28 protein-coding genes and 1 tRNA gene are annotated in these 23,513 nt (G+C 59.2%); 14 read left to right on the forward strand and 15 right to left on the reverse strand.

Annotated elements, in window-relative coordinates; genetic code table 11:
- Positions 1 to 120 precede the first annotated feature (120 nt).
- Complete coding sequence (locus tag AC3WMV_RS23055) at positions 121 to 1,026, reverse strand: DMT family transporter (RefSeq protein ID WP_097086625.1); 906 nt, start codon at positions 1,024 to 1,026, stop codon at positions 121 to 123.
- A gap of 282 nt (positions 1,027 to 1,308) precedes the next feature.
- Here AC3WMV_RS23055 and AC3WMV_RS23060 point away from each other — a divergent pair, with 282 nt between their 5' ends.
- From AC3WMV_RS23060 to AC3WMV_RS23070, 3 genes are all read left to right on the forward strand, one after another.
- On the forward strand, positions 1,309 to 1,890 hold the full coding sequence (locus AC3WMV_RS23060) for a DJ-1/PfpI family protein (protein ID WP_103368246.1): 582 nt from the start codon (positions 1,309 to 1,311) through the stop codon (positions 1,888 to 1,890).
- Positions 1,891 to 1,903: 13 nt separating this feature from the next.
- Positions 1,904 to 2,224 carry a ribbon-helix-helix domain-containing protein gene (locus AC3WMV_RS23065; protein ID WP_103368247.1) on the forward strand — a complete coding sequence of 107 codons (321 nt, stop codon included), beginning with the start codon at positions 1,904 to 1,906 and terminating at the stop codon, positions 2,222 to 2,224.
- A 180-nt stretch (positions 2,225 to 2,404) separates the two neighbouring features.
- On the forward strand, positions 2,405 to 2,749 hold the full coding sequence (locus tag AC3WMV_RS23070) for a YegP family protein (protein ID WP_095138504.1): 345 nt from the start codon (positions 2,405 to 2,407) through the stop codon (positions 2,747 to 2,749).
- A 123-nt stretch (positions 2,750 to 2,872) separates the two neighbouring features.
- On the opposite strand, the gene AC3WMV_RS23075 is transcribed toward AC3WMV_RS23070, so the two are convergent.
- Positions 2,873 to 3,757: a dihydrodipicolinate synthase family protein gene (locus AC3WMV_RS23075; RefSeq protein ID WP_178085246.1), complete on the reverse strand. Its 885-nt coding sequence runs from the start codon at positions 3,755 to 3,757 to the stop codon at positions 2,873 to 2,875.
- A gap of 22 nt (positions 3,758 to 3,779) precedes the next feature.
- On the reverse strand, positions 3,780 to 4,562 hold the full coding sequence (locus AC3WMV_RS23080; protein WP_103368249.1) for an aldolase: 783 nt from the start codon (positions 4,560 to 4,562) through the stop codon (positions 3,780 to 3,782).
- Positions 4,563 to 4,668: 106 nt separating this feature from the next.
- Here AC3WMV_RS23080 and AC3WMV_RS23085 point away from each other — a divergent pair, with 106 nt between their 5' ends.
- Positions 4,669 to 5,211 carry a helix-turn-helix domain-containing protein gene (locus tag AC3WMV_RS23085; RefSeq protein ID WP_027614428.1) on the forward strand — a complete coding sequence of 181 codons (543 nt, stop codon included), beginning with the start codon at positions 4,669 to 4,671 and terminating at the stop codon, positions 5,209 to 5,211.
- A gap of 99 nt (positions 5,212 to 5,310) precedes the next feature.
- Here the strand turns inward: AC3WMV_RS23085 and AC3WMV_RS23090 are convergent, their stop codons facing one another.
- The gene (locus tag AC3WMV_RS23090) at positions 5,311 to 6,330 is read right to left on the reverse strand and encodes a DUF4917 family protein (RefSeq protein WP_103368250.1); all 1,020 of its coding nucleotides are present in this window, start codon (positions 6,328 to 6,330) and stop codon (positions 5,311 to 5,313) included.
- Positions 6,331 to 6,483: 153 nt separating this feature from the next.
- Between AC3WMV_RS23090 and yiaY the strand changes: the two genes are divergently transcribed.
- Positions 6,484 to 7,632, forward strand: a complete 1,149-nt coding sequence (gene yiaY, locus AC3WMV_RS23095) for an L-threonine dehydrogenase (protein ID WP_103368251.1) — start codon at positions 6,484 to 6,486, stop codon at positions 7,630 to 7,632.
- On the opposite strand, the gene AC3WMV_RS23100 is transcribed toward yiaY, so the two are convergent.
- The 3 genes from AC3WMV_RS23100 to AC3WMV_RS23110 form a co-directional block, all read right to left on the reverse strand.
- Positions 7,629 to 8,795, reverse strand: a complete 1,167-nt coding sequence (locus AC3WMV_RS23100) for an MFS transporter (protein WP_103368252.1) — start codon at positions 8,793 to 8,795, stop codon at positions 7,629 to 7,631. The genes yiaY and AC3WMV_RS23100 overlap by 4 nt on opposite strands.
- A 14-nt stretch (positions 8,796 to 8,809) precedes the next feature.
- Positions 8,810 to 10,045, reverse strand: coding sequence for an aminotransferase class I/II-fold pyridoxal phosphate-dependent enzyme (locus AC3WMV_RS23105; protein WP_103368253.1), 1,236 nt, complete (start codon positions 10,043 to 10,045; stop codon positions 8,810 to 8,812).
- A gap of 170 nt (positions 10,046 to 10,215) precedes the next feature.
- The gene (locus AC3WMV_RS23110) at positions 10,216 to 10,704 is read right to left on the reverse strand and encodes a DMT family transporter (protein WP_103368254.1); all 489 of its coding nucleotides are present in this window, start codon (positions 10,702 to 10,704) and stop codon (positions 10,216 to 10,218) included.
- A gap of 77 nt (positions 10,705 to 10,781) precedes the next feature.
- Here AC3WMV_RS23110 and AC3WMV_RS23115 point away from each other — a divergent pair, with 77 nt between their 5' ends.
- From AC3WMV_RS23115 to AC3WMV_RS23150, 8 genes are all read left to right on the forward strand, one after another.
- Positions 10,782 to 11,693 (forward strand): LysR family transcriptional regulator, encoded by a 912-nt coding sequence (locus AC3WMV_RS23115; protein ID WP_178085244.1) that lies wholly within the window; start codon positions 10,782 to 10,784, stop codon positions 11,691 to 11,693.
- A gap of 22 nt (positions 11,694 to 11,715) precedes the next feature.
- Entirely contained in the window at positions 11,716 to 12,450 is a 735-nt protein-coding gene (locus tag AC3WMV_RS23120; protein WP_103368256.1) for a PA3715 family protein, read from the forward strand.
- A 37-nt stretch (positions 12,451 to 12,487) separates the two neighbouring features.
- Positions 12,488 to 13,204, forward strand: a complete 717-nt coding sequence (locus AC3WMV_RS23125) for a PA3715 family protein (protein WP_096797071.1) — start codon at positions 12,488 to 12,490, stop codon at positions 13,202 to 13,204.
- 3 nt (positions 13,205 to 13,207) lie between these two features.
- Positions 13,208 to 13,624 (forward strand): fosfomycin resistance glutathione transferase, encoded by a 417-nt coding sequence (fos, locus tag AC3WMV_RS23130; RefSeq protein ID WP_103368257.1) that lies wholly within the window; start codon positions 13,208 to 13,210, stop codon positions 13,622 to 13,624.
- 60 nt (positions 13,625 to 13,684) lie between these two features.
- Entirely contained in the window at positions 13,685 to 14,323 is a 639-nt protein-coding gene (locus AC3WMV_RS23135; protein WP_097086642.1) for a LysE family translocator, read from the forward strand.
- Between the two features lie 79 nt (positions 14,324 to 14,402).
- The gene (locus AC3WMV_RS23140) at positions 14,403 to 15,752 is read left to right on the forward strand and encodes a sensor domain-containing protein (RefSeq protein ID WP_103368258.1); all 1,350 of its coding nucleotides are present in this window, start codon (positions 14,403 to 14,405) and stop codon (positions 15,750 to 15,752) included.
- Positions 15,753 to 15,870: 118 nt separating this feature from the next.
- Positions 15,871 to 16,029: a KGG domain-containing protein gene (locus AC3WMV_RS23145; RefSeq protein WP_003222499.1), complete on the forward strand. Its 159-nt coding sequence runs from the start codon at positions 15,871 to 15,873 to the stop codon at positions 16,027 to 16,029.
- Between the two features lie 75 nt (positions 16,030 to 16,104).
- Positions 16,105 to 16,608, forward strand: coding sequence for a DUF4142 domain-containing protein (locus AC3WMV_RS23150; protein ID WP_027614439.1), 504 nt, complete (start codon positions 16,105 to 16,107; stop codon positions 16,606 to 16,608).
- Positions 16,609 to 16,708: 100 nt separating this feature from the next.
- On the opposite strand, the gene AC3WMV_RS23155 is transcribed toward AC3WMV_RS23150, so the two are convergent.
- On the reverse strand, positions 16,709 to 17,119 hold the full coding sequence (locus AC3WMV_RS23155) for a low affinity iron permease family protein (RefSeq protein WP_027614440.1): 411 nt from the start codon (positions 17,117 to 17,119) through the stop codon (positions 16,709 to 16,711).
- Positions 17,120 to 17,306: 187 nt separating this feature from the next.
- Between AC3WMV_RS23155 and tam the strand changes: the two genes are divergently transcribed.
- Entirely contained in the window at positions 17,307 to 18,077 is a 771-nt protein-coding gene (gene tam / locus AC3WMV_RS23160; RefSeq protein WP_103368259.1) for a trans-aconitate 2-methyltransferase, read from the forward strand.
- Positions 18,078 to 18,203: 126 nt separating this feature from the next.
- Here the strand turns inward: tam and AC3WMV_RS23165 are convergent, their stop codons facing one another.
- The 7 genes from AC3WMV_RS23165 to AC3WMV_RS23195 all read right to left on the reverse strand — a co-directional run bounded on the left by AC3WMV_RS23165 (position 18,204) and on the right by AC3WMV_RS23195 (position 23,410).
- A complete protein-coding gene (locus AC3WMV_RS23165; RefSeq protein ID WP_096796589.1) occupies positions 18,204 to 18,932 on the reverse strand; it encodes a class I SAM-dependent methyltransferase in 729 nt (242 codons plus the stop codon).
- A 230-nt stretch (positions 18,933 to 19,162) separates the two neighbouring features.
- Complete coding sequence (locus AC3WMV_RS23170; protein WP_103368260.1) at positions 19,163 to 20,422, reverse strand: type II toxin-antitoxin system HipA family toxin; 1,260 nt, start codon at positions 20,420 to 20,422, stop codon at positions 19,163 to 19,165.
- On the reverse strand, positions 20,415 to 20,732 hold the full coding sequence (locus AC3WMV_RS23175) for a helix-turn-helix domain-containing protein (RefSeq protein WP_027614444.1): 318 nt from the start codon (positions 20,730 to 20,732) through the stop codon (positions 20,415 to 20,417). The genes AC3WMV_RS23170 and AC3WMV_RS23175 overlap by 8 nt, the downstream gene beginning before the upstream one ends.
- 287 nt (positions 20,733 to 21,019) lie before the next feature.
- Positions 21,020 to 21,093 (reverse strand) — tRNA-Gly (locus AC3WMV_RS23180).
- A 159-nt stretch (positions 21,094 to 21,252) separates the two neighbouring features.
- Positions 21,253 to 22,137: an alpha/beta fold hydrolase gene (locus tag AC3WMV_RS23185; RefSeq protein ID WP_103368261.1), complete on the reverse strand. Its 885-nt coding sequence runs from the start codon at positions 22,135 to 22,137 to the stop codon at positions 21,253 to 21,255.
- 316 nt (positions 22,138 to 22,453) lie between these two features.
- A complete protein-coding gene (locus tag AC3WMV_RS23190) occupies positions 22,454 to 23,146 on the reverse strand; it encodes a pseudouridine synthase (protein WP_103368262.1) in 693 nt (230 codons plus the stop codon).
- Positions 23,147 to 23,179: 33 nt separating this feature from the next.
- A complete protein-coding gene (locus tag AC3WMV_RS23195) occupies positions 23,180 to 23,410 on the reverse strand; it encodes a cysteine-rich CWC family protein (protein ID WP_098967655.1) in 231 nt (76 codons plus the stop codon).
- Positions 23,411 to 23,513: the final 103 nt, after the last annotated feature.

The following is a 23,513-nucleotide window of genomic DNA, read 5'->3' on the forward strand; positions in this document are numbered from 1 at the left end:
ATCGGTCACCAGTCGCCAAGGAGAAGTTGGCGGCGTGAAACCTTAATCAGTGTCCAAGATTACTTGACCAGTTCAGCCTGCTCGCGAAGGCAGACTGCCAGCCAAGGATGCTGCTGGCTGTTATGGCCCCTTCGCGAGCAGGCTCGCTCCCACATGGGGTTTGATGGCGGTCTTGCGCCCGAGCATCACAGTGGCAATCACCCCGCAGGCAAACACCCAGGTAATCGGCTCGACATGTTCACCAAAGAACAGCGCCGAAAACGCGATGGTGAAAAAGATCTGCAGCAACTGGATCTGACTGACCCGCGCAATCCCGCCCATCGCCAACCCGGCGTACCAGGCGAAGAAGCCGAGAAACTGCGAAAACAGCGCCACGTAGCCGAACGCCCACCAGGCCTTGGCTGACACTGCACCGTGATGCTGCAGCGCCAGGTACAACACCGGGCCGATCAGCAGCGGCGTCGACAGCACCAGCGCCCAGCAGATCACTTGCCAGCCGCCCATTTCCCTGGCCAACCGGCCACCCTCGGCATAGCCCAGACCACCGACGGCAATTGCGCCGAGCATCAACAAGTCACCGGCCTGAATGCTCCCGTCGCCGGTGTACAACGCGTAGCCGAGCACCAGCGCACTGCCCAGCGCGGCGCAGGCCCAGAAGGCTTTCGACGGCCGCTCGTGGGACAGCCACGCCGCATACAGCGCCACGCACAGCGGCTGCAAACCGTTGACCAGCGCGCCGTGGGACGCCGGCAAGGTCTGCATGGCCCACGCCGACAGCACCGGGAAGCCAAGAATCACCCCGGCGATCACCAGGCTCAGGCCTTTGATCTGCTGCCAGCTCGGCCACTTCTCGCGTCGCCATAACAACAACGCTGCCGCGGGAATCGCCGCGAACAGCGCGCGGCCGAGGCCGTTGAGCAGCGGATGCAGTTCCTGCACCACGATCCGGGTGAAGGGCAGGGTCAGGCTGAAAATCACAACCCCGAGCAGGCCGAGGGCCATGCCGGTGTTTTCGCGCGAGGACATGTGAGTGACCAGAATTGAAGGTGACAGGAAGGTGGCTTCATCTAGCCATAAACCGGGCGGCTCGGGCTGTTACAGCTAGGCACAGACTTAGGCGTACAGTTTGCGGACGCTATCGCGAGCAGGCTCACTCCTACAATTGGAATGCATTCCCCTGTAGGAGTGAGCCTGCTCGCGAAAAACGATAACGCGGTCTTCGAGGTAGTAGCCGGTTGTTACCCGCCCCAACGGATAAGGTCTACCTTGAATACTCCTGCAAGTCCATATCCCAGAGGAGTCCTCCCCATGGCCGCGAAAAAAATCCTGATGCTGGTCGGCGATTACGTCGAAGACTACGAAGTGATGGTGCCGTTCCAGGCCCTGCAAATGGTTGGTCACACCGTGCACGCCGTGTGCCCGGACAAGGCTGCGGGCAAGACCGTGCGCACCGCGATCCATGACTTCGAAGGCGACCAGACTTACAGCGAGAAACCCGGTCACCTGTTCGCCCTCAATTTCGACTTTGCCAAGGTCACCGAGGCCGATTACGACGCGCTGCTGATCCCCGGCGGTCGTGCGCCGGAATACCTGCGCCTGAACGAAAAAGTCCTGGAGCTGGTGCGCGCCTTCGACAAGGCCGGCAAGCCGATTGCCGCGGTCTGCCACGGCGCGCAGCTGTTGGCGGCAGCGGGCGTTCTCGAAGGGCGCGAATGCAGCGCCTATCCGGCCTGCGCCCCGGAAGTGCGACTGGCCGGTGGCACGTTCATCGATATCCCGGTGACCGACGGCCACGTTCAAGGCAATCTGGCGACTGCGCCAGCGTGGCCGGCGCATCCGAACTGGCTGGCCGGTTTCCTCGGTCTGCTCGGCACCAAGATCACCCTGTAACGAGGATCCGCCGATGTGCGAGCTCTACGTCAAGGCCGACCCGATTCTCTACGAATCCCGCTCGCGCTCGCTGCGCATCTGCGGCGTGGTGACGACCCTGCGCCTGGAAAACCAGTTCTGGGACATCCTCAGCGAAATCGCCGAAGTCGATGGCATGACCACCAACCAGTTGATCGCCAAGCTGTATGAAGAGGTGATGGATTATCGCGGGGAGGTGGTGAATTTCGCTTCGTTCCTGCGGGTGAGTTGCACGCGGTATCTGAGTCAGCGACGGGTGAGTGCGCCGGAGTTGTCGGTGGTGCGGGCGGGGGTGAAACAGCCAACACCGGGGTGACGCCTTCGCGAGCAGGCTCGCTCCCACATTGATTGCCGAGTGCTCACCTATTTTTGTGATCACTGGAGATCTACTGTGGGAGCGGGCTTGCTCGCGAAGAGGCCACTACAGGCGACAGAAGTCTCGGGCTGGTCTTTACTTTGAAGCGCAAAACCTCTCAACCGCCAAGGAGAAACGCGCATGTCCGGATGGTACGAAGTGAGCAAAAGCAGCAACGGCCAGTTCAGGTTTGTGCTGAAGGCCGCCAACGCCGAAACCATTCTCACCAGCGAGCTCTACACCACCCGCGCGGCTGCCGACAACGGCATTGCTTCGGTGCAGAGCAACAGCCCGCTGGATGAACGCTACGAGAAGAAGACCACCAAGGATGGCCATCCTTACTTCAACCTCAAGGCCGCCAACCACCAGATCATCGGCAGCAGCGAGTCGTACTCCAACGATGCCGCGTGTGCCAAAGGCATCGCGAGCGTCAAGGCCAATGGGCCGAGCAAAGTGATCAAGGACAAGACCTTGCCGGTGCTCTGAAGAACACAGAAGAGCAAAAATGTGGGAGCGGGCTTGCTCGCGAAGGCGTCGTGTCAGTCGACATCTCCAGTGACTGATCCACCGCCTCGCGAGCAAGCCCGCTCCCACATGGGGTTGTGTGTGTTAGCGCAGGGTGTTGAGGATTGCTTTTAGCTGAGCTTGCCCAGCTTCGCTCAACGGAAACACCGGCAAGCGCGGATCACCAACCTCCAGCCCCGTCTCGCGCAATCCGGCCTTGATCGTCGCCGGCAAACCGCCCTTGAGGATGAAGTCCAGCAGCGGCAACTGGCGGTAGAACAACTCGCGTGCCTGCTGCAGATCACCGGCCAGAGCGGCCGCATACAGATCCAGGTTCAACTGCGGGATCAGGTTCGGCGCGGCGGTGCACCAACCCTTCGCCCCGGCGGCAAACGCTTCCAGTGCCAGCGGATTGCAGCCGTTGTAGAACGGCACCTGACCTTCACCGAGTAATTGCAGCTTGTGCATGCGCTGAATGTCGCCGGTGCTCTCCTTGACCATGGTCACGTTTTCCACGCCATTGACGATGCGCAGAATCAGCTCGACCGACATGTCGGTGCCGCTGGTGGCCGGGTTGTTGTAGAGCATGATCGGCACACCGACGCTGTCGCCGATGGCGCGGTAGTGCGCGAGGATTTCCGCTTCAGTCAGCTTCCAGTACGACGCCGGCAGCACCATCACCACGTCGGCGCCATGGGCTTCGGCGAAGCGTGCGCGGCGTACGGCTTTGGCGGTGGTCAGGTCGGACACGCTGACGATGGTCGGCACCCGTTTGCCCACGTGCTTGATGCTGAACTCGGCGACCTGATCCCATTCGGCGTCGCTCAGGTAGGCGCCTTCGCCGGTGCTGCCGAGCGGGGCGATGGCATGGACGCCGCTGTCGATCAGACGATCGATCGATTGGCCGAGCGCCGGCAGATCGAGGCCTTCGCCGTGGGTGCTGAACGGGGTGATGGTGTAGCCGATGATGCCGTGAATATTGGACATGATGAGTCTCCGGAAAAAGCTGAAATCAGTTCAGGCAATCGGCGTGTTGGCGCAGGTTCTGCCGGGCGTAGTAGTTGAAGGCGGCGGCGTGGCGTTTGGGTTTCGACACCCAGTCATGGGCCTCGCGCCCCAGCGCCGGAATGATCGGTTTGATCGTACCGGCGGCCATTGCCAGCAACTGCAGTTTGGCGGCGCGCTCGATCAGTTGGGCGATGACACAGGCTTCTTCGATCGTGCTGCCGGTCGACAGCTGGCCGTGGTGCGACAGTAGAATCGCGCGCTTGTCGCCCAGTGCACCGGCAATCAGTTCGCCCTCTTCGTTACCCACCGGCACGCCCGGCCAGCCTTCGAGAAACGCGCAGTCGTCGTACAGCGGGCACAGGTCCATGTGGGAAATCTGCAGCGGCACTTCCAGCATCGACAGCGCGGCAATGTGCGTCGGATGGGTGTGGATGATGCAGTTCACGTCCGGCCGGGCGCGGTAGACCCAGCTGTGGAAACGGTTGGCCGGGTTGGCCATGCCGTGCCCTTCGAGCACTTCCAGGTCTTCGTTGACCAGCAGCAGATTGCTCGCGGTGATTTCATCGAAACCCAGGCCCAGTTGCTGAGTGTAATAGGTCCCCGGTTGTGGGCCGCGAGCGGTGATCTGTCCGGCCAGACCGGAGTCATGACCGCTCTCGAACAGGATCCGGCAGGTCAGCGCCAGCTTTTGCCGGTCAGTCCACGTATTATCCGCCAGGGTGTTTTGCATCTGGGTCAGCGCTTGCTTGACCAGTTGCTCTTTGGGTAGTGCTAATGTCTTGGCCATGTCTGTGTCCTTTGGGTGATTGCAAATGACACTAAAGAGCCTATATGACACAAAGTGTCATAAGCAAGCATCAATCGTCGTTTCCTTGATGGAATAACTGCTGCGCATGTCTATCCGTTTGAAATTGTTGAGAAAAAAACTTGGCGTGACACTTGAGGCGCTGGCGGAAAAATCCGGCATGACCAAGAGTTATCTGTCGAAGGTCGAGCGCGGGCTGAACACCCCGTCGATTGCGGCCGCGCTGAAACTGGCGAAGGCACTGAACGTGAAGGTCGAGGAATTGTTCTCCGAAGACAACGTCAGCCTCGACAGCTACAGCCTGGTGCGCAGCCACGAACGCCAGTCACTGGCGGCCAACGATCAGAGCCCGGGGTATGCGGTGCTGGCGCATCAGGTCAGCGAGCGCAACCTGCTGCCGTTCATCATCTACCCGCCGCGCGAGTTCACCGACAAGACCTTCAAGGAGCATTTGGGCGAGGAGTTTCTGTTCGTCCACGAAGGGCAGGTGGAAGTGGATTTCATGAACGAGCGGGTGCTGCTCGAACGTGGCGATGCGCTGCACTTCAACGCGCAGAAGCCGCACCGGATCAGGTCGGTGGGCGAGGTGCAGGCGCAGTTGCTGGTGGTGGTGCACAGCTCGGAAGAATGAGCCGCCAGAAAAATCTTCGCGAGCAAGCCCGCTCCCACATTTGGAATGCATTCCAAGGTGGGAGCGGGCTTGCTCGCGAAGGCGTCAGTACTGCTTACATCAAATCTCGACGGGAACCGAAAGCTTCGGACTCCCCAACGCATGCGTCTTCGCATCAAAAAACCGCAACTCAATCCCGGTGCCCTCGAACACCTTGGCGTAATGGCGTTTCTGATGCTGAATGAACGCCGCACTGCGCGGATAAATCGAGATCGCCACGCTCGCCGGTTTCGCCAGGCGCAGTGCCCTCACGATGTGCGCATCCTGCTCGCCCAGCGCATGACCGAAGATGCACAGGTTCTGCGCGTGCCCCAATAACTGCTCGTAGCAGAACGACAGATAATCCGAGCTGCGAATAGTCTTGAGCTTGTCCGCGCTCGGCCCTTCGTTGACGAACAGCGGCACGTCGTCCAGCGTCTTGATCGTGTTGTTGATCGCGAAGCTGCCGAGCAGGGTGCCCTCGGTCGAGGTCAGTTTGCGCGCGGTGCCATCCTGATTGCGCACCAGGTGCAGCCCGCCGTGCAGATACAACAGACGCGGTTTGGCGCTGCTGCTTGCGCTCAGATCGAAACTGGCGTCGGGACCGTTGAACAGGTCGTCGATCGCCTCGCTGCGGTGCTGGATCGCCCAGTAGCTGAGCAGGTCGTAATTGGTGGTGAACACCGTGCGATACCGCGCCAGTTCTTCATTGAGCGTGGCCAGAGTCGGGGCCTGCACCAGGCGCCAGGGAATGTGCACGGCGTGTACGGTGTTGATCAGCGCTTCCTTGATCGCGTAGTAGCGATTGCGCGGTGCCGCCGAACTGACGGCCAGGGCCTTGTTGACCCGGCTGGTGGTTTTCAGCGCACCGAGCACCTGCTCGAAGCTGCGCGTCTGCATCGCGTCGAACACGCTCAGTTCCGACGGGCTCAGCGGTTTCTCTTCCACGGTGCGCGCGTTTTCGAACAGCGAGTCATAGCCAAAATCGTCCCACACCGCGCGACTGGCGCCATTGCCCACCAGCAGACCGTTGAAGTCGGCGGTGGCGCGCAGGGCGCTCCAGTCTTCGAGGGTGGCGTCGACGTCCAGAAAATCGGTCATTGCGTGGGCAGTCTCAAAACAAAGGGCGGATGGACGGCGACTTTATCACGAGCGGGCATTGAGCCAGATCAACATCGGTGGTGACCGATCGGTCGATCCTGTGCACATCCGCCGTATCGGAGCAGTCGATTCGGCCCCAGTCAGGAGACGCGCATGAGCAGCACCTTTTTCATTCCGGCCGTAAACATCATGGGCAACGGATGCCTCGACGAAGCCATGGTTGCGATCCGCAACTACGGTTTTCGCAAGGCGCTGATCGTCACCGACGCGGGGCTGGCCAAGGCTGGCGTGGCGACCATGCTTGCCGAAAAACTGGCGATGCAGGACATCGATTCGGTGATCTTCGACGGCGCCAAACCGAACCCGAGCATCGCCAACGTCGAATCCGGGCTGGCGCTGCTCAAGGACAGTCGTTGCGATTTCGTGGTGTCGCTGGGCGGCGGTTCGCCCCATGACTGCGCCAAGGGCATTGCTCTGTGTGCGACCAACGGCGGGCAGATCCGCGACTACGAAGGCGTCGATCAATCGAGCAAGCCGCAATTACCGCTGATCGCCATCAACACCACCGCCGGCACCGCCAGCGAGATGACCCGTTTCTGCATCATCACCGACGAATCGCGCCACGTGAAAATGGCCATCGTCGACCGCAACGTCACGCCGCTGCTGTCGGTCAACGACCCGGCGCTGATGGTCGCCATGCCGAAAAGCCTGACTGCCGCCACCGGCATGGACGCGCTGACCCACGCCATCGAGGCCTACGTCTCGACCGCGGCCAACCCGATCACCGACGCCTGTGCGCTGAAGGCCATGACCCTGATCAGCAACAACCTGCGCCTGGCCGTGCGTGACGGCAGCGACCTCGCGGCGCGGGAAAACATGGCTTACGCGCAGTTCCTCGCCGGCATGGCGTTCAACAACGCATCGCTTGGCTACGTGCACGCCATGGCCCACCAGTTGGGCGGTTTCTACGACTTGCCCCATGGCGTGTGCAACGCCGTGCTGCTGCCGCATGTGCAGACCTTCAACGCGTTGATCTGTGCCGAACGCCTGACTGACGTCGCCCACGCCATGGGCGCTGACATTCGTGGTTTCAGCCCGGAAGAGGGCGCTCAGGCGGCGATCAATGCGATCCGTTGTCTGGCCAGGGACGTCGATATTCCCGGCGGCCTGCGTGAACTCGGCGCCAAGCTCAGCGATATTCCAGTGCTCGCCACCAACGCATTGAAAGACGCGTGCGGTCTGACCAACCCACGGGCGGCGGATCAGCGGCAGATCGAGGAGATTTTCCGTAATGCTTTTTAAGGGCTGACGCGCGTCGGCGTGAATCTCACACAGAGCATCGCGCCGACTGCAAGCAAACTGCATAACAGTGCCAGCGGCCACGCCGAAGGGCTAGCGACAAGACTGGCAATCGCGCCGATCATTGCCGCCATCAGTTGATGAATAAATCCGCTCAACGCCATTGCGTAAGCACCCGCAATCGGTGCGCCATCGTTGGCACGGGACAGGCTGATCGGGTAGTTCAGCGATTGTCCGAACACCGCTACGCAATAGGGCAGCCACAGCATCAGCGCGACGGAACTGGCTGTCAGACTGCCCAGCAGCATCACTCCGCACCCCGCCATCACCAGCACCACGCCCAACGTCATCAACCGGTGTTGACCCGTGCGCAGAACGAAGCGATTGACCACCAGTGCCCCGAGAAAGTATGCCGCACTGATCGGCCAGCCGAGCAGACCGTAATCCACCGTAGACCAATTGAACGGTCCTTGCAGGATCAGTGGCGCAGCCGTGTTGAAGGCGATGATCACCCCGTAGCCGAGGCCTCCGGCCAGTGCCGGCAACAGGAACGCGCGATGGATCAGGATGCGCCGGTAAATCAGCCATGCCGAAGCATTGGTTTGCGCCTCCTCCAATGGCGCAAAATTGACCCGGGATACGATCATGGCCATCAGCAGGCACGTGATGCCGAGCAAGTAGAAGATTGCCTGCCAGCCCAGCGTGACCTGAATGATCGAACCCAGGTACTGACCGATGCCTAGAGCCACCACGAACGAAATCGAAATCCATGACAATGCCTTGGCCAGCAGGTCGCCGCGAAAACTGTCGCGAATCAGCACCCGTGCCATCACCGAAATCCCGCTGGCGCCGACGCCCTGAATCAGGCGCAGTAACAGGAACGACTCCAGCGTCGAACCCAGCGGCAACGCCAGGTTCGCCACGCCATACAGCCCCAATGCTGCGAGTAACACAGGTTTGCGCCCGATACGCTGGGCCAGTGATCCCCAAAGCAGCATTGGCAGCGCCATGCCGACCAGATAAATCGATAAACCCCACGCCACTTGCGCAGGCCCTGCATGCAGATGGCCGGCAATCTCCGGCAGCGCTGGCAGGTAAATACTCATGCCCAACTGTGCAAGGAACACAGTGCAGCAGGTGATAAGAAGGGTGGCGCTGGCGTTCATCTATCGTCCCTGGCTCAGATGTCGAAATCGACGCGGTGTGTGCGCAACAATTCGCTGACTACATCGCAGAAACGTCGGATCAGCGACGGCTCCATATCAGCACGCAAGGTTACCCGAATGGCCGCTTTACCTTGGGCAACTACCGGGAAAAATACTGCGCTGGTGAAAAAGCCTTGCTCGGCCAGCTCGCTGGCGATGAGATTGGCCAGATCCGCCTGGCCGCAGTCGATCAAGCGGATTGCCATCGCGCTGTGGCATTGCTCTGTACTGATCAAACTGTCGAAGAGGCGGATATTAGCCTGGAGGCGGGCCTGTAGAGCGGCGAATTCGGCGGTGTAATGTAGACGAATTGACGCTCGGCCGGCGCCGATTGCCGCACAGTTGAGACTTTGTGACCAATTGCTCGGGCCGCCATAGCGCTGGATGATTTTTTTCTGGCGCTGGTTGCCAAGCATCACCAGTCCACCACTGGCGCCAAATGACTTGGCCAGCGACGCGACGATCACGCAGTCATCTTCCAGCGTCTGGATTCTCGGGCGTATCAGACCGACGCCGTTATGGCCCACGGCTGACAACGCGTGTGAATCATCCAGATAAAGAAACAGCCCGTAACGATCCTTGAGGTACAGCAGGCCTTCCATGTTGGACACGCCGCCCATGCTGTAGGCGCCATCGCCAATATAGGCCACACGACCATATTGCTGGCAGATCTTTTCTAGAAAATTCATATCGTTGTGTGGACAGGTCATCACCCGGGTTTCGTCGGCGCATGCAGCTTTCAAGTGATTCATCGAGTAATGCGCCTGACGGTCAAAGACCATCGCTGGCGGGCGATTCTCGGTCAATACACCGCTGGCCAGCAGCGGCAAGATCCCCGCACTTGCAGCGCTGCAGGACAGGGTCGTCAGGCACACTGCATCGAACAACTGCGAAAGCTCGGTTTCGTATTTTTCGAGAATCCCCAGCTTGCAGCGATTTTTCGAGTTGGCGATGCGCAAGGTGCCGGTTTCCTGCAGTGCGGCGATTGCACCTCCGAGCAAGGCAGGGTGGTGATCAAGGCCAAGGTAGGAAGTGGTACAGAAGTGTTGTAACTCTCGTCCGTATTGATCGAGCAGGTGGTTGGAACCCATGACCTCGACATTGAGACCGGCGACTTTGCCGAGCTCGGCGTTTTCCCAGTTCTGGTTTGCCAGGGCGATGACTTTTCGATAGTTGGAATAAAGGTTTGGTGCTTGCTGTGTATGGTTCATCAGGGCATCCCTTGTGCGTGGCAATCCGTGGGCCTTGCAATTTGTGTGTATTGCCAGACTTTACGGAACACGAATTCGGGCCTGAATCAGACACTTCCTGCAATACTGAGCGGAATTGGATATTTGCTTGTAGGGCGATGTTCTGATGCGGTGTCGGGCGCCTCCGAAGCCTACCCGGCAGGTGCCAGATTCCTGCTCGTCGCCCCACCAAACTGAATCAACACCAGCCCGCCAATCAGCAACAACGCGCCCAATACCCGCGACGCCGTCAGCTGTTTCTCCACCAGCCCGAACAACCCGAAGTGATCCAGCACCATCGACGCAATCACCTGTCCGGCCAACGCCAGCGCAACAAACCCCGACGCGCCGAGCTTCGGCAGCAACATCACCGCCAGCGCCACAAAGCACACGCCGAACGCACCGCCAGCCCACATCCACAACGGCGCCTTGCTGATAAACCCCAGCGACGGCAGCGGCAGGCGCAACGCCAGAATCACCGGCAACAGCACCAACACACTCACCAGCAACGAGGCCAAGGTTGCCCATAGCGGATGGCCGAGGCCCCGCGCCAGGTTGCTGTTGATCGCACTTTGAAACGGCACCACCGCCCCGGCAAACGCGGCCAGCAGCAACAAGCCAACCCACTGCAACGTACTCATGCTCACTCTCCAACAGGTTTTGCTGGACTCTAGGGTATTCGTCGCGCAGATTTAAATTCCGTTTTGTCATCCAGAACATGCACAAGATGAATGATCTACGCCGTATCGATCTCAACCTGCTGGTGGTCCTCGATGCTTTGCTCAGCGAGCAACATGTCACCCGCGCTGCCGAGCGGCTGCACCTGAGTCAACCGGCGGTCAGCCATGCGCTGGCGCGGCTGCGCGACTTGCTCGGCGATCCGCTGCTGGTGCGCGCCGGTTCGACGCTGGTGCCCACGGCGCGGGCGCTGGAACTGGTTGCGCCACTGGCCGAAGCGTTGGCCCAGGTGCAATCGCTGCTGGCGCCGAACACTTTCGGTCCGGCCACTGCGCGGCGAACCTTTCGTGTGGCGATGTCCGACTACGGCGCGGCCATCATCCTGCCCGATCTGATCCGCACCTTGCGCCGAGAGGCCCCGGGCATCGACCTGCAAATCAGCCATGCCAGCCGCGAGGGCATGCTGGAGGGTGTGCTCAACGGTGACATCGATTTGGCCGCCGGGGTGTTCCCGGAAATGCCCAACGAGTTGCGCAGCAGCGTGCTGTTCGAAGAGCGCTACGTCTGCCTGCTGGATCGCCGCAGCTTGCCGGCCGACGGCGTACTGGATTTGCCGACCTACCTGTCGCGCCCGCATGTTTTGCTGGAAATGCGCGGCAGCGGCACCCCGGAAATCGAGCGGGCGCTGACCTCACTGCGCGAACGCCGCCGCGTCGCCATTAGCCTGCCGCACTGGAACGTCGCCCCCGAGTTGATCAGCGGTACGGATCTGATTCTCACGGTGTCGTCACGCAGCGTGCGCGAGATTGATCAGCAGGAGCTGATTGTGCTGCCGCCACCGTTCGAGATTGCGCCGTTCACGTTTGTGCTGGCGTGGCATAAGCGCCGGGGTGGGGATCAGGCGTTGAACTGGTTGAATCGCCGGATTGAGGAGGGGATAGTGCGCGGCTGAAAACGTTATCAAGGAGTGGGGTGTGACAGTGAAGTCTGGATGGATCGGGTGGGTGGCCCTGAGTGGGTGGTTGATGGCGGGGCAGGTGTTGGCTGGTTGCGTGCCAACACCGATGGCAGGAGATCTGGATCTTTCTGTCTGCAAGGAGTGGCCTGCATATCCAGGATTAACCATCAACGCCACTGCACAGTTTAAGCGCGGATCCCCATCTGATGACCCAGAAGCGCTGAGTACCTACGATTTCGACTTGTCCGTTCTGGACACCGCTCAATCGAAACCCATTGCGACTTATTACAAAGCGGCTGCATTTGTATTGGATGGCGTCAGTTTGCGAGAAATAACGCTCGATACGGCTCGCTACACACTGACTACCGATCTTCGTGCCTTTGGCGTACGTGCGTTATCCACTAATGGATCCCGGATCAATCCGATGGAAGAAAACCTGCTTTCGCTCTACGTGAAAGAGGGCGAAAAATTGCGCCCGGTATTGGATAAATTAGTGGTTTATCGGTATGGCGGCGAGTGGGATGGTGACTGCGAAGGCGAGCGATATGAGATTTCAAGAACGGTAGAAATCGCTAAAACGAGCTCTCACGGCTATGCAGATCTGATTGTCAAAACCTTGGAGAAAGACACAACAAGTGTGGGGACGGGAGACGCATGTAAAACTAAAACCACTGACAACAAACCCGTTTTGACAACATTGCACTACGACGGAAAATCATACGTTTTGCCAAACGGTTTCCAAGGCCTGTAACCCGCCAGCCAGACACGACACTTATCAAGGAAGAACCATGCTTAACCCCACCAGACTCCTGATCGCCTTCGGTTTGCTGGCCATCACCACCCAAGCCCACGCCGCCTGCACCACCAAGAGTTTCGACGGCAAATCCATGTCACGCTGCAACGTCTGGCCGGCGTTCCCGAGTCAGGCGATTTCGGTCAAATCCACCTATCTGGCCGATTCTGGTGGTGACGATGCCGGGGCGTTCGATCTGGACCTGGCGCTCCTCAATGCGAGCAACGCCAAACCCATCGCCACCTACCGTAAGCCGGGCGCCTACAACTCCGATGCCGTGCGCCTGGATGACGTACGCATCGACACGGCGCGCTACCGATTGACGTCGGACATCCGCGCGTTTGGGCTGCGCGCGAAGTTCGTTCACAGTTCCCATGCCATTCCCTACGAGAAAACCGATCTGGCGCTGTATGTGCGCGAGGGCGACGAGTTACGTCCGGTGCTTGAAGGCCTGGTGGTCTTCAAGGACAACGGTGAGTTCGCGAATGACTGCGAGGGCTACAGCAAGAAAATCCGCCGAACGCTCGAGATCGCTCCAACGAGCCACAATGGTTTCGCCGATCTGATCGTCACCACCACCGGCAGCAAAATGAAAAACACCAAGTCCGGCAATCAGTGCGTTTCGACAAACACCGACCTGAAGAAAAAACAGATCACCCTGACGTACGATGGCCAGCAGTACAACGTCCCTGAAGACCTCAGAGGTTACTGACCCATGCTCACCGGCCTCAACCACCTGACCCTCGCTGTCAGCGATTTGCCCCGCAGCCTGGCGTTCTATCGCGATATGCTCGGTCTGCGCGTCGAAGCCACGTGGGACGCCGGTGCCTATCTGTCGCTGCCGGGGTTGTGGGTGTGTCTGTCGCTGGACGCACAGCGCAGCGCAGCGCCGTCCGTCGACTACACCCATTACGCATTCAGTCTGGCCGAGGCGGATTTTTCATCGTTCGTGCAGAAGCTAAAAGTGGCGAACGTACAGGAGTGGCGCGACAACCGCAGCGAAGGTGCGTCGTTCTACTTTCTTGACCCTGATGGCCACAAGCTTGAGGCTCATGTCGGCAATCTGGCTTCGCGACTGGCAGCCTGTCGGTTGAAACCGTACACGGGCATGCGTTTTTACGACGCGTCGTGATCAGACACATTGGGCTGATATAGACTGGCCATCATTTGTACTGGCGCCAGCAGGTTTTCCATGACTCCATCGCTGCTAATGGCCGTTCTGGCCTCGGGTTTCATATACGGCATCACGCCCGGGCCGGGTGTTCTGGCGGTGTTCGGCATCGGTGCGGCGCATGGGCGACGGGCCGGGGCCGGGTTTCTTTGTGGGCATTTGCTTGGCGATGTGGTCTGGTGCAGCACCGCGCTGATCGCCATCGTCGGTGCCCGCGAGATCGGCAGCACCGCATTCGATGTGCTGGGTGTGCTCAGCGGTTTGTACCTGTTCTGGCTCGGCTGGCGCGCAGTGCGAGCCCAGCGGCGCAGCGCTGATCAGCCGCAGGGCGCGGCGCGTCAGCCGTTCTGGCACGGCATCCTGTTCGGCCTGACCAATCCCAAGGCGTATCCGGTAGCGGTGGCGACGTTTACGGCGCTGCTGTCGAGCCGCGCCGAACTGCTCAACTGGTCGATGCTGCCGGGGCTGATCGCCCTGAGCTTTCTCGGCGGATTGCTGGCTTACGCTATCTTGATCGGCGTTGTCGGCGCCCGACGGGTGCGCACGCTGTATCAGCGCCACGAGCTGATGATCACGCGTTTGTGTGGCGTGATGTTCATCGGTTTTGCGATCAACGCACTGATGCACGCACTACCGGGATTGCTGCCGAACAAGGCTTGATGTTGTGTGCAGGGATGCGTGAACAAAGGGTCAGGGATGGTTGAACAGTGCTGCATTGTCCGGACACCCACGCTGAACCATGGAAAGCCGAAATTCCGCGCCGTTGGCGAGTTATATGGACCTGTTGCTCGATGCCGTCTGCGCGGTGGACAGGCAGGGCCGTTTCGTTTTTGTCAGTGCTGCCTGCGAGCGTATTTTTGGTTATACGCCTGACGAGTTGATCGGTCGGTCGATGATCGAGCTGGTGCATCCCGCAGATCGCCAGCGCACGCTCGCCGCCGCCCACGACATCATGGGCGGCGAACCCAAGCACAATTTCGAAAACCGTTACGTGCGCAAGGATGGCCGCATCGTCAACATCCTCTGGTCGGCGCGCTGGTCGGAGGTCGATCAACTGCGCATCGCCGTGGCCCGCGACATCACCGAGCGCAAGCAGGCGGAATCGCGTCAGGCTGCGCTGTACGCGATTTCCGAGGCGGCGCATGTCGCCGAAGACTTGCTGGCGCTGTTCAAACGCATCCACCTGATCATCGGTGAGTGGCTGCCGGCGCTGAATTTCTCCGTGGCGCTGTACGACGAGCACTGTGCGCAGCTGAATTTTCCTTATCACGTCGACGATCACGAATTGCAGCCCGAGCAACCGGGCACCGTCACCGGGCGTTTGTGTGCGCAGGTCATCCGCAGCGGTCAGCCGATTCTGCTGACGCCGGACAGCCCCGACGCCTCGCCCGACTTCGCGGCGCTGGTGGCGGGGCAGGACTCACCGTGCTGGCTCGGTGTGCCGCTGAATTCGAAGAACGGCACCATCGGTGCGCTGATCGTCAAAAGCCTGCCGGGCGGCGAGCGTTACACCGAGCAGGACAAGGAACTGCTGCAATACGTCTGCGCCCAGGTCGCCACCGCCATCGAGCGTCAGCAACTGCACGCGCGGCTCAAACGCATGGCGCAGTACGATCAACTGACCCAGTTGCCCAATCGCGGGTTGCTCAAAGACCGTCTCAAGGCTGCGCTGGCCGGTGCCCGGGAAACCTCGGGAAACATGGCGCTGCTGTACGTCGATCTGGATCGCTTCAAACAGGTCAACGACACCTTTGGCCATGCGGTCGGCGACATGCTGCTGCAAACGGTGGCGAGTCGGCTCAAGGGCTGCGTACGCGACACCGATACCGTGGCGCGCATCGGTGGCGACGAATTCGTGGTGCTGTTGCACAGCGTTCACGCCGCTGAAGACGCCGACATCGTGGCCGGAAAAATCCGCCAGGTGCTGGTGCAGCCGATGCGCCTGGACGGTCACAACCTGTATATCGAACCGAGCATCGGCGTGGCCCGTTATCCCGAACATGGCAGTGAGGAGCAACAATTGTTCCGGCATGCCGACCAAGCGATGTACGCCGCCAAACGCCTCAATCATCGGGCGGTGGATAGCTGAAACAGTGCGCGCCGTTCGTCGCGGCGCGGGCAACTTTTCTAAACCTTTGGCAGTCCGGCAATTCTCAATCTAGGCGGGCATCTGCTCGCCAACGATCAACACCAAGAGGAAGAGAATCATGCCTAATTCAAGAAACTCGAACTCGGGAAACTTCGCCAACGATCGAACGAAGGCCTCTGAAGCCGGTCGCAAAGGTGGGAAAACCACCACCACGACAGTCGACAAAGAGCCTGCGAAAACCGAAATGGGCCGCAAGCCAGCTCAGAAGTCGAAGTAGTCGGTGAGGTAGTTTTGATTGAGAGGCGGGGGCGCAAGCCCCCGCTTGAATTTGCAGAGATAGGAGGGCGCGACCATGAGCCGGATGGCCACCCAGATACGTCGTTTCAGTTTTGCCACGCTGTTGGGTTTGTTCGCGGGCACAGCATTCGCCCAGTCGCCTGCCGACTTCATCAACGATGCGTCCGCCAAAGGCATGGCCGACATTGAAGCCAGCCGGCTGGCGCACCAGAAATCCGAATCCAAAGAGGTCAAGGATTACACCATTGTCGTAATCAATGACCGCACCACGGCCAACCAGCATCTGGCGAAGATCGCGAAGAAACTCGATCTGCCGGTCGCGCCCCGTGAAGAAATTGCCGACAAGGCCAAGACCATGATCCCTCAGGTCAAGGACGGTGAAACCTTCGACCAGGCCTACGCCGCGAGCCAGGTGAAAGCGACCGAAGAGGCCATCCAGCAGATTCAGCAGGAAGCGCAGTCTACCGACGTGCCGGAAATCAAGGCATTTGCCGACGAGACGCTGCCAAAACTGCAAAGCCATCTGGAAATGGCCCGAGCTCTGCAAGCCAGTCGCTGACACCAACTGCCAATCAAAAGATCGCAGCCTGCGGCAGCTCCTACATAGAACGGTGTAGGAACTGCCGCAGGCTGCGATCTTTTGCTTTGTTCAACTTTACTTAGCAGTCATTCAAATCCTGCTTCGGCTTGCTCTTCTCCCCCAGCCCTTCAAGATCGAATACCTCGCTTTCCCCCAGGCTGCGGTAATGCTTGCGCAGCGCCTCGAGTTGTTTGAGATCCAGCGATTCCAGGCCGAGCATTGCGTTCTGCGCTTCCTTGTTCACCCGCAATAACTCATCGAGCTTCAGATGCAGGATGTCGGTATCACGGTTCTGCGTATTCTGGATCAGGAATACCATCAGAAAAGTGATGATCGTGGTCGAGGTGTTGATGATCAGTTGCCAGGTGTCATTGAAATCAAAAATCGGCCCACTCAACCCCCACAGAAAAATCAGGATCAATGCGCCCATGAAGGTTTTCGGGCTACCGGCCCAGAGGGCCAGGGTCTGGGAGATTTTCGCGAATTTCATTGCGATGTTCCTTATTGGGAGAGCTTGAAATTCAGACATCCGGGGCGCGATGAAAATTCTACTTACAAATGACTCCTGCCAATAATTGTGAAGGCGGAGACATCCCTTGCAATAAGCCTCTCTGGAACTGTCCGCAGCGCTGCCTGTATTGTGACGAACCGCAGGAATGTCCCGACTGGAGAACGCAATGAGTTGGTCCGCCAGACAATACGTCGCTTTCGAAGATGAACGCACCCGCCCGGCCCGTGATCTGCTGGCGGCGATTCCCACGGTTCAGGCGCGATCGGTGGTCGATATCGGTTGTGGCCCGGGTAATTCCACCGAATTGCTGGTGCAGCGTTTTGAGCAGGCCCAGGTCCGGGGGCTGGACAGCTCGGTAGACATGATCGCCGCGGCGCGCAAGCGGCTGCCGCAGTTACAGTTCGAAGTCGCGGAAATCGATAGTTGGGCGGATCAAGGGCCGTTCGATGTGATCTTCGCCAATGCAGTGCTGCAATGGGTGCCGGATCACGCGACGTTGCTGCCGGCGTTGGCGGGTAAGCTTTCGGACGGTGGCAGTCTGGCGATCCAGATGCCGGATAACCTCAACGAGCCTTCCCACCGACTGATGCGTGAAGTCGCCGCCAACGGCCCGTGGGCCGCGAAACTCGCCGGCGCCGCCGGACAGCGCACCGACATGGCCAGCGCCAGCGAGTACTTCTCGATGTTGCGTCCGCACTGCTCGCGGGTCGATGTGTGGCGCACCACCTATCACCATCAGTTGTCCGGTGGAGCGGCGGGGGTGGTGGAGTGGTTCAAGGGCAGTGGCTTGATTCCGTTTCTGAGCCCGCTGACTGAAGAGGAGCGGGCGCAATATCTCACGCAGTATATGGCGGCGGTTGCCGAGGCTTATCCGGCGTTGCCGGATGGTTCGGTGCTGTTGCCGTTTCCACGGCTATTTATCGTCGCGACTCGGTAACGGCAAACACCCATTCTGTGGCGAGGGAGCTTGCTCCCGCTGGACTGCGGAGCAGGCCCAAGATATTCGGGGCGCTTCGCGCCCCAGCGGGAGCAAGCTCCCTCGCCACAATGCATATGCCGCGAATTAGCGCTGCACCGCCACCAACAACATCATCGGCCGCTCCCGCTCTTCAGCCAGCGCTGGTTGCGCCGCCACCTCCGCATCGCTCGGCCCCCATTCATTGACATGGCGAATGGCAAAGCCCGCCGTGATCAACGAATTCAACAGCGTGCCCATCGTGCGGTGCTGCTTGATCACCCCGTCGGCCAGCCAGTGGGTCACCCGCTCGCCCTCCATCTGATAGCTGTCCAGCGGCCAGCGCTTGTGGCCATCGCTGTCGACCAGCCAGCCTGGATTGCGCGGGGCCATGAAGATCGGGTGCTCGATGGAGAACACAAAATGCGAACCCGGTTTCAGCGCCGCGTACAGATGGGCGAACAGTCCGGCCAGATCCTTGATGTAGTGCAGCGCCAGCGAACTGTAGGCCAGATCGAAACTGCAGGCCGGCAAATCGAGATGTTCGAGGTCGGCGCGTTCATAGCGGATGTTCGCCGCCGCTGTGGTTTCGCGCGCCCGCTCCAGCATCTTTTCCGAGACATCCAGCCCCAGCACATGGGCGGCGCCATGTTCACTGGCCCAACGGCTGAACCAGCCATAGCCGCAGCCGAGGTCGACCACATTCAAGTCGTGCATCGATGGCAGCAACGCCTTGAGCGCCGGCCACTCCGGCGCGGCATCGAGGCCGCCTATAGAGCGGTTCATCTGGCTGTAGCCCTGGAAAAACTCCGGATCGTCGTAAATATTTTGCGTCATGGGGGGAAGTGGTCTTTTGAGTTCGGTCATCAGCGGCACAGAGGCCGCGCCATGGAGTCCCTCGAAAGTCAAAACGCGTATTCGTCGATGGCCGCGCAGGGGGAGGGTGGTGGGTGATGGGGAAATGCTAGCGGGTCGTGGGGAAGGTGAGAACCGTCGGTGTGTTGTGGATCTGTAATGTCGGAAAAATCTTCAGGGTTTCAAAAAGTGTGATTTGCAAGGATATGCAGTCATCGCAACAACTTGATGTTGTGATCAATTCGGCTTTGAATGGTACGCAGGGTTTCCTGAGTGATCGCGCCAGGATAACGATCATTTGCCACAGTTGAGAATTGGCTGGATACGTCGCAAAAGCGCTCAATGATAACTCCTGCCTCATAGGCACTAACCTCCGCTTCTGCTGCCAGTCCAAGCATGGCCTTTCGGTCGATTTCCAACGCTTCGCCCATCACATCCATCTGGTGATACCCACCCGGTCCCTCACAAAAGGTCACATCGTAGGCCGGGGCTAATTTCCAGTCGCCAGTTCGTGACATGGTGTAGGCAAAGTTTTTGGGGTGATCGTCTCGATTGTGGAACGCAACGTTGAATACAGCTCGCTCGAACGCTCGAGCTTTTTCTCGTACATCATTGGTGCATCTCTGCGTCGCGCGCAGGAAGTTGGCGTAGTCCAATGCTCCAGGGGATCGAAAATCTGCTCCGGTGAAAGCTGCGAGACTTTGCATGGGGACGCGCAGCCCGTCCTGTCGATCAAAGCGTTTGCTGGCGAAGGCAGTCATTCCGTCTGACAGACTGAAGTATTGCGTGTCTGGTGTTTGAATGCCGCAGAGGCGCAAGCACTCGGCATAGATCATTTCGATAGCGCACACTTCGGGGTGTTCGTGCTGGGCCGGGAACTTCACCAGCCATGCTTCAAAATCCGGAGTGGCGGCAGTGGTGAACGTCCCGGTATCAGGATCGCGATAGACCAGAGCTTTTGGTCTGGCACCTTGCGGAGATCCTCCCACCAGCAACAACTTCTGAAGAAGCTCACCCCCTTCACCTTTGAGCACTTGCTGCACTTCGGCTGCAAGCAATTCAATGGGAACATGCATCTGCGGTTCTAGCACCTCAGGCGCCACAGGCTTGAACGACATGGCGCCCATGGCATTGTTGCCAATGTAGGCCAGTCGCTCCAAGGGGCCGATGCGTGCGGGATTCAGGCCGCGACGTTTGAATAGACGATCCATCAGCAGCATGCCCCAACCGTCGGGCAGCGAGTCATAGACGGGGCCTGGCAATCCCAACTGATGTTGCGGGAAATCCCGGCTTAATTTTGCGCCTTGTAAAGGAAGTTTCAGGGACGAAAGTTCGAGTCCTCTTTTTTTCGCTTCGTCGCTGTACTCAAACACCACCAGCGGCCGACCGGTCAGAGCTGTGGTGGAAGCCAGCGTGCCCCACTGCCAATGTTCACCCCAGCCTTCGTAGTAGACGTCCACTCGCTCAAGCATTTTCGGATTTCCTTTTGATGCGTTGACGCTTGGCGCTGTTTTCGTAGCGCAGGATGTCGTCCAGAGTTTCAAGCTTTGGCAGGAACAGATTTTCGAGTTCCTTGCTGCGTCCAAGTACCATGGCGACGCGCACCAGATTTTCGAAGCCCACATTACGCCCGGCCTCAAGATTGGATACCGTGTTGGTTCCGATGCCGGCACGTGCGGCCACATCTGCTTGTGTCATCTCCAGAGCGAGTCGATCAGTGCGCAGGCGTTCACAGATCCGCTTGACGATCTCACTTGGCTTGCTAAGGCTCAAATCCAACATAATGGGTCTTACACCTCAAAAGCTACTTTAAACCCGGTAATTCTGGATTTATCCAGGAAATTGTCATCCATGCGTTATTCCTGTTTATTGTGGCTTATCTTTTAAAAATCGCAATAACCCACAGAAAAATGGAATTATTCAAATTTGGTTGAGGAGAGGTCCGAATCAGGAGAATCATCATTCATGGTGCCTTCCCACAAAATCCCGGACACAAAAAAACCGGCCCTGTAGGCCGGTTTTTCTGTTCCTGCATCCCCCGTCATAACACGACGTGAGACCTGAATGAGTGGAGCGGGTAGAGGGAATCGAACCCTCAACTAAAGCTTGGGAAGCTTTCGTTTTGCCACTAAACTATACCCGCTCAGAGCGGCTGACTTTGTACCAGAGTCGGGCGCAGATTTGAAGTTTTTCTTTTGCTCGCAGCGCGTTACAGCATTGAAAACGGTCATTCGCGGGCAAATCTGCAGGGCAATCAATGCTGGTTTTTCAACCCCACAGACTCGCTCGCGACGACTCTTTTTCAAATGGCCAATGCATGGTGATCCTGAACGAACGCGTAACGCGTTCGGCTCGACTGCAGTGAGGGTTTCAGGAAACCGAGCAAGGCGTTCTGGCTATCGCGACAGGCGGCCTTGTGTTCCATGTCGAGGAAGTGGCCGGTGGCCTGCAGCGTGGTGAAGGTGCTGTGCGCCACGTGGTTGCCGAAAATCCGGGCGTCTTCGGCGGCGGTGTATTCATCCCATTCGCCGTTGAGGAACAGCACCGGCACGTTGATCTTCTTCGCCGCATTCAGGTAGCACTGGCGATCGCTGTGCAACACGTCACTGATGTGGAAGTGCATCTGCCCGTATTCGTGCTCGGCCAGGCTGCTGACGTGGCGATAGTTGAAGCGCTTGAACAGTGACGGCAAGTGTTTGCCGATAGTGCTGTTGACCAGGTGCCCGACGCGGTCGCCGTCGCGCTGGCCGAGGTAATCGACACCGCGCTCCAGGTAATCAAGCATGTGTGCGTTGATCACCGGCGAGAACGAGCTGATCACGGCTTTCTCGATACGCCGCGGCTGATGGGCCAGGGCAACCAGGGTGGCTGCGCCGCCCCAGGAAAACGACAGCACGTGTTCGGCGCCGAAGTGGTCGATCAGCTCCAGCAGGATCTGCCCTTCGACTTCCTTGGTCAGATGTTTCTCGTGACGGTTGTGGATTTTCGACCGGCCCGCGTAGGGCTGGTCGTAGCAAACCACGTTGAATTGCGGGTGCAGGTTTTTCACAGTCTGTGCAAACGACGCAGTCGTGGCCATCGAGCCGTTGACCAGGATGATGGTCTTTTCTGCGGCGTCTGCGCGATAGAACTCCGTGTAAACCCGATACTGACCCTGTATATCCAGCACAGCGATTTCTGGCCTCATGTCATAAGACTCCTGGCAAGCAAGCGGGTATGCGCGCAAATAGAGATTGCACGAGCTTTGTGACAGGTAGGCATACGCCTGGAATTTGCTTGGCCCATGTCGATCCATGACTGCGGTCGACGGGTGTTGTTATTGGCGGGCAGTCTGCCGGCTGAGGCGCAACCCAACGGGCTGACGACCGGCAAAAAGTTTCTTGGAAGTATGTGGTGACTCATCGGTCACAATTTGGCCGACGTCCTGATTCAAGCAGTGGGATGGGGATCGCGCAAGTGCCGTTGGTAAATTGTTCGACAACTTCTGCTGAGCGGTCGCCGGCTTATAACAAATGGATCTCTTCGGTGCGCAAAGCGCGGTACTCGCCCGGTTTTAGCGCGTTATCCAGCGACAGCGGGCCCATGGATTCGCGATGCAAGCACAAGACTTTGTTGTTGAAGTGACCAAACATGCGCTTCACCTGATGGTAGCGACCCTCGACGATGCTCAGACGCGCCGCTCTTGGGCCGAGCACTTCGAGTTGCGCCGGTTGCGTGGTCAGGTTTTCAAAGGCGAAGTAGATGCCATCGGCAAACGTCAGCGCGTATTGCGGCCCGATCTCCTGTTCGGTCTCGACGTAATAGACCTTCGGCAGTTTGGTCTGCGGTTGGGTCAGGCGTCGCGACCAGCTGCCATCGTTGGTGATCAGCATCAGCCCGGTGGTGTTGAAGTCGAGGCGACCGGCGATGTGCAGGTCGTCTTTGTCCGGTTCATCGATCAGATCAAGCACGGTCGGGTGCTGCGGATCGCGGGTGGCACTGACGCACCCCGGCGGCTTGTGCAGCATGAAGTAGCGTGCCGGTTTGCCGAGTTGCAGGACTTCTTCGTCGACTTCGACGCGGCTGAACTCCAGCACTTCGCTGTGCGGGTCGCTGACGACTTTTCCGTCGATCCGCACGCGCTTTTCCACCAGCAACAGGCGAACCTGCTGACGGTTATAGCGGGGCAGGTTGCTGAGGAAACGGTCGACGCGCATGGTCAGGAATCGGCGGATAAAGGGGCGCGTATCTTACGGGATCGGCCGCGCCGCTGCTTGCAGTTGCGCCTCGACCTGCGCGCAGCGCGGGCACAGACAGGATTGATTGCGCAGCGCTGCGGGCAAGGCTTCAAGCACTGCCGGATCGATGCTCACGGCATAGCACCAGCAGGCCTGGTCGGCGGTGCGCGGGTCAGCCAGGGTGCAGTCGTTGCGCGCGCCGCATGCCGGGCAGAGGTCGGGTTTGATGTCGGAATCAGGCATAGGACGAGTAAGGCATTTCCACGCAATTGCGGTTACGGCCAGTTTGTCTGGCCTGCTACATCGCATGATCGGCCCGAGACAGCAGGGTATGCAAGGTGTCATC

This window comes from Pseudomonas sp. FW305-3-2-15-E-TSA4 (assembly GCF_058787295.1).

Excerpts from the sequence above, each read along its gene's own strand:
- AC3WMV_RS23055 (WP_097086625.1), bottom strand. The coding sequence starts at position 1,026 with ATGTCCTCGCGCGAAAACACCGGCATGGCCCTCGGCCTGCTCGGGGTT.
- AC3WMV_RS23060 (WP_103368246.1), top strand. The coding sequence starts at position 1,309 with ATGGCCGCGAAAAAAATCCTGATGCTGGTCGGCGATTACGTCGAAGAC.
- AC3WMV_RS23065 (WP_103368247.1), top strand. The coding sequence starts at position 1,904 with ATGTGCGAGCTCTACGTCAAGGCCGACCCGATTCTCTACGAATCCCGC.
- AC3WMV_RS23070 (WP_095138504.1), top strand. The coding sequence starts at position 2,405 with ATGTCCGGATGGTACGAAGTGAGCAAAAGCAGCAACGGCCAGTTCAGG.
- AC3WMV_RS23080 (WP_103368249.1), bottom strand. The coding sequence starts at position 4,562 with ATGGCCAAGACATTAGCACTACCCAAAGAGCAACTGGTCAAGCAAGCG.
- AC3WMV_RS23085 (WP_027614428.1), top strand. The coding sequence starts at position 4,669 with ATGTCTATCCGTTTGAAATTGTTGAGAAAAAAACTTGGCGTGACACTT.
- AC3WMV_RS23090 (WP_103368250.1), bottom strand. The coding sequence starts at position 6,330 with ATGACCGATTTTCTGGACGTCGACGCCACCCTCGAAGACTGGAGCGCC.
- yiaY (WP_103368251.1), top strand. The coding sequence starts at position 6,484 with ATGAGCAGCACCTTTTTCATTCCGGCCGTAAACATCATGGGCAACGGA.
- AC3WMV_RS23100 (WP_103368252.1), bottom strand. The coding sequence starts at position 8,795 with ATGAACGCCAGCGCCACCCTTCTTATCACCTGCTGCACTGTGTTCCTT.
- AC3WMV_RS23105 (WP_103368253.1), bottom strand. The coding sequence starts at position 10,045 with ATGAACCATACACAGCAAGCACCAAACCTTTATTCCAACTATCGAAAA.
- AC3WMV_RS23110 (WP_103368254.1), bottom strand. The coding sequence starts at position 10,704 with ATGAGTACGTTGCAGTGGGTTGGCTTGTTGCTGCTGGCCGCGTTTGCC.
- AC3WMV_RS23115 (WP_178085244.1), top strand. The coding sequence starts at position 10,782 with ATGCACAAGATGAATGATCTACGCCGTATCGATCTCAACCTGCTGGTG.
- AC3WMV_RS23125 (WP_096797071.1), top strand. The coding sequence starts at position 12,488 with ATGCTTAACCCCACCAGACTCCTGATCGCCTTCGGTTTGCTGGCCATC.
- fos (WP_103368257.1), top strand. The coding sequence starts at position 13,208 with ATGCTCACCGGCCTCAACCACCTGACCCTCGCTGTCAGCGATTTGCCC.
- AC3WMV_RS23135 (WP_097086642.1), top strand. The coding sequence starts at position 13,685 with ATGACTCCATCGCTGCTAATGGCCGTTCTGGCCTCGGGTTTCATATAC.
- AC3WMV_RS23140 (WP_103368258.1), top strand. The coding sequence starts at position 14,403 with ATGGAAAGCCGAAATTCCGCGCCGTTGGCGAGTTATATGGACCTGTTG.
- AC3WMV_RS23145 (WP_003222499.1), top strand. The coding sequence starts at position 15,871 with ATGCCTAATTCAAGAAACTCGAACTCGGGAAACTTCGCCAACGATCGA.
- AC3WMV_RS23150 (WP_027614439.1), top strand. The coding sequence starts at position 16,105 with ATGAGCCGGATGGCCACCCAGATACGTCGTTTCAGTTTTGCCACGCTG.
- AC3WMV_RS23155 (WP_027614440.1), bottom strand. The coding sequence starts at position 17,119 with ATGAAATTCGCGAAAATCTCCCAGACCCTGGCCCTCTGGGCCGGTAGC.
- tam (WP_103368259.1), top strand. The coding sequence starts at position 17,307 with ATGAGTTGGTCCGCCAGACAATACGTCGCTTTCGAAGATGAACGCACC.
- AC3WMV_RS23165 (WP_096796589.1), bottom strand. The coding sequence starts at position 18,932 with ATGACGCAAAATATTTACGACGATCCGGAGTTTTTCCAGGGCTACAGC.
- AC3WMV_RS23170 (WP_103368260.1), bottom strand. The coding sequence starts at position 20,422 with ATGCTTGAGCGAGTGGACGTCTACTACGAAGGCTGGGGTGAACATTGG.
- AC3WMV_RS23175 (WP_027614444.1), bottom strand. The coding sequence starts at position 20,732 with ATGTTGGATTTGAGCCTTAGCAAGCCAAGTGAGATCGTCAAGCGGATC.
- AC3WMV_RS23185 (WP_103368261.1), bottom strand. The coding sequence starts at position 22,137 with ATGAGGCCAGAAATCGCTGTGCTGGATATACAGGGTCAGTATCGGGTT.
- AC3WMV_RS23190 (WP_103368262.1), bottom strand. The coding sequence starts at position 23,146 with ATGCGCGTCGACCGTTTCCTCAGCAACCTGCCCCGCTATAACCGTCAG.
- AC3WMV_RS23195 (WP_098967655.1), bottom strand. The coding sequence starts at position 23,410 with ATGCCTGATTCCGACATCAAACCCGACCTCTGCCCGGCATGCGGCGCG.